At 52.5% G+C, this 3,256-nt stretch carries 3 rRNA genes (1 of these 3 cut by a window edge); all 3 read right to left on the reverse strand.

The features are described 5' to 3' along the window. Positions 1-3: 3 nt before the first annotated feature. Positions 4-118 (reverse strand): 5S ribosomal RNA (gene rrf, locus VA599_RS24060). 128 nt (positions 119-246) lie between these two features. Beyond that, positions 247-3,137: ribosomal RNA gene (locus tag VA599_RS24065) — 23S ribosomal RNA — on the reverse strand. A gap of 40 nt (positions 3,138-3,177) precedes the next feature. Beyond that, positions 3,178-3,256: ribosomal RNA gene (locus tag VA599_RS24070) — 16S ribosomal RNA — on the reverse strand (it continues 1,542 nt past the right edge of the window). Together the 16S, 23S and 5S rRNA genes form the textbook arrangement of a ribosomal RNA operon.

The raw sequence follows: 3,256 nt of genomic DNA on the forward strand, positions 1-3,256 counted from the left end.
GGCGTCTGGCGGTGTCCTACTTTCACATGGCGAATGCCACACTATCATCGGCGCTAAGGCGTTTCACGGTCCTGTTCGGGATGGGAAGGCGTGGGACCACCTCGCTAAGGCCACCAGACATAAACTGGCACAAACTTGAAGAAGCCTAAGCTGAGCTTGTTTGCTCAACTCACATATATTCGGTATTTGATGCACGTCGCACATCCACTCTCTCGTCACTTAGCCTCGCTAAGCCACTCAAATGATAGGATCAAGCCTCACGAGCAATTAGTATCGGTTAGCTTCACGCCTCACAGCGCTTCCACACCCGACCTATCAACGTCCTGGTCTCGAACGACTCTTCAGGGAGGTCAAGCCTCCAGGGAAGTCTCATCTTCAGGCAAGTTTCCCGCTTAGATGCTTTCAGCGGTTATCTCTTCCGAACTTAGCTACCCGGCTATGCCACTGGCGTGACAACCGGTACACCAGAGGTTCGTCCACTCCGGTCCTCTCGTACTAGGAGCAGCCCCCGTCAAACTTCCAACGCCCACTGCAGATAGGGACCAAACTGTCTCACGACGTTTTGAACCCAGCTCACGTACCACTTTAAATGGCGAACAGCCATACCCTTGGGACCGGCTACAGCCCCAGGATGTGATGAGCCGACATCGAGGTGCCAAACACCGCCGTCGATGTGAACTCTTGGGCGGTATCAGCCTGTTATCCCCGGAGTACCTTTTATCCGTTGAGCGATGGCCCTTCCATTCAGAACCACCGGATCACTATGTCCTGCTTTCGCACCTGCTCGACTTGTCGGTCTCGCAGTTAAGCTACCTTTTGCCATTGCACTATCAGCACGATTTCCGACCGTACCTAGGTAACCTTCGAACTCCTCCGTTACACTTTGGGAGGAGACCGCCCCAGTCAAACTGCCTACCATGCACTGTCCCCAATCCGGATCACGGACCAAGGTTAGAACCTCAAACACACCAGGGTGGTATTTCAAGGACGGCTCCACTGAAACTAGCGTCTCAGCTTCAAAGCCTCCCACCTATCCTACACAAGTCTGTTCAAAGTCCAATGCAAAGCTACAGTAAAGGTTCACGGGGTCTTTCCGTCTAGCAGCGGGTAGATTGCATCTTCACAAACACTTCAACTTCGCTGAGTCTCAGGAGGAGACAGTGTGGCCATCGTTACGCCATTCGTGCGGGTCGGAACTTACCCGACAAGGAATTTCGCTACCTTAGGACCGTTATAGTTACGGCCGCCGTTTACCGGGGCTTCGATCAAGAGCTTGCACCCCATCACTTAACCTTCCGGCACCGGGCAGGCGTCACACCGTATACGTCCACTTTCGTGTTGGCACAGTGCTGTGTTTTTGTTAAACAGTCGCAGCCACCTATTCTCTGCGACCTGTCAAAGCTCCTCCCGCAGGGGATTCACCTCAACAGGCATACCTTCTCCCGAAGTTACGGTATCAATTTGCCGAGTTCCTTCTCCTGAGTTCTCTCAAGCGCCTTAGAATTCTCATCCTGCCCACCTGTGTCGGTTTGCGGTACGGTTCTTATGCAGCTGAAGCTTAGTGGCTTTTCCTGGAAGCGTGGTATCAGTCACTTCAGGTCCGTAGACCCTCGTCATCACTTCTCGGCCTTAAGGAGCGGCGGATTTGCCTACCACTCCAGCCTACCGGCTTAAACAGACTATTCCAACAGTCTGATGACCTAACCTTCTCCGTCCCCACATCGCACTGCATAAAAGTACGGGAATTTTAACCCGTTTCCCATCGACTACGCTTTTCAGCCTCGCCTTAGGGGCCGACTCACCCTACGCCGATGAACGTTGCGTAGGAAACCTTGGGCTTTCGGCGAGCGGGCTTTTCACCCGCTTTATCGCTACTCATGTCAGCATTCGCACTTCTGATATCTCCAGCATCCCTTACGAGACACCTTCACAGACCTACAGAACGCTCCCCTACCACGGACGCTTACGCGCCCATCCGCAGCTTCGGTTATCAGTTTGAGCCCCGTTACATCTTCCGCGCAGGACGACTCGACCAGTGAGCTATTACGCTTTCTTTAAATGATGGCTGCTTCTAAGCCAACATCCTGGCTGTCTATGCCTTCCCACTTCGTTTACCACTTAACTGATCATTTGGGACCTTAGCTGGCGGTCTGGGTTGTTTCCCTCTTGACGATGGACGTTAGCACCCACCGTCTGTCTCCCATGCTCGCACTTTCCGGTATTCAGAGTTTGCCATGGTTTGGTAAATCGCAATGACCCCCTAGCCATAACAGTGCTTTACCCCCGGAAGTGATACATGAGGCACTACCTAAATAGTTTTCGGGGAGAACCAGCTATCTCCGAGTTTGTTTAGCCTTTCACCCCTATCCACAGCTCATCCCCTAGTTTTGCAACACTAGTGGGTTCGGACCTCCAGTGCGTGTTACCGCACCTTCATCCTGGCCATGGATAGATCACTCGGTTTCGGGTCTACGCCCAGCAACTAAAGCGCCCTATTCGGACTCGGTTTCCCTACGCCTCCCCTATTCGGTTAAGCTTGCTACTGAACGTAAGTCGCTGACCCATTATACAAAAGGTACGCAGTCACGGAACAAGTCCGCTCCCACTGTTTGTATGCATCCGGTTTCAGGTTCTATTTCACTCCCCTCCCGGGGTTCTTTTCGCCTTTCCCTCACGGTACTGGTTCACTATCGGTCGATCACGAGTATTTAGCCTTGGAGGATGGTCCCCCCATATTCAGACAGGATTTCGCGTGTCCCGCCCTACTTCTCGTATGCTTAGTACCAAGAATGCGTTTTCGTGTACGGGGCTATCACCCACTACGGCGGTCCTTTCCATGAACCTTCCACTAACGCAATCTCTATCACATACAGGCTGTTCCGCGTTCGCTCGCCACTACTTACGGAATCTCGGTTGATTTCTTTTCCTCGAGTTACTTAGATGTTTCAGTTCACTCGGTTCGCCTCCTCTGACCTATGTATTCAGTCAGGGATACCGCCTAAGCGGTGGGTTTCCCCATTCGGACATCGCGGGATCAAAGCTCTATTGCCAGCTCCCCCGCGCTTTTCGCAGGCTTACACGTCCTTCATCGCCTGTGATCGCCAAGGCATCCACCAGATGCACTTAGTCGCTTGACCCTATCATTTCAGCAGCCTAAGCCACTAAAACAACAAGTGTGTTTGTGCGACGACTGCACCGCCCCTTTTGATATGGCGACGCAGCCTTAGATACAATCAAATACCCAAGATGACGATCT

The organism is Chromobacterium indicum, from assembly GCF_039708975.1.
Taxonomy (GTDB): domain Bacteria; phylum Pseudomonadota; class Gammaproteobacteria; order Burkholderiales; family Chromobacteriaceae; genus Chromobacterium; species Chromobacterium piscinae.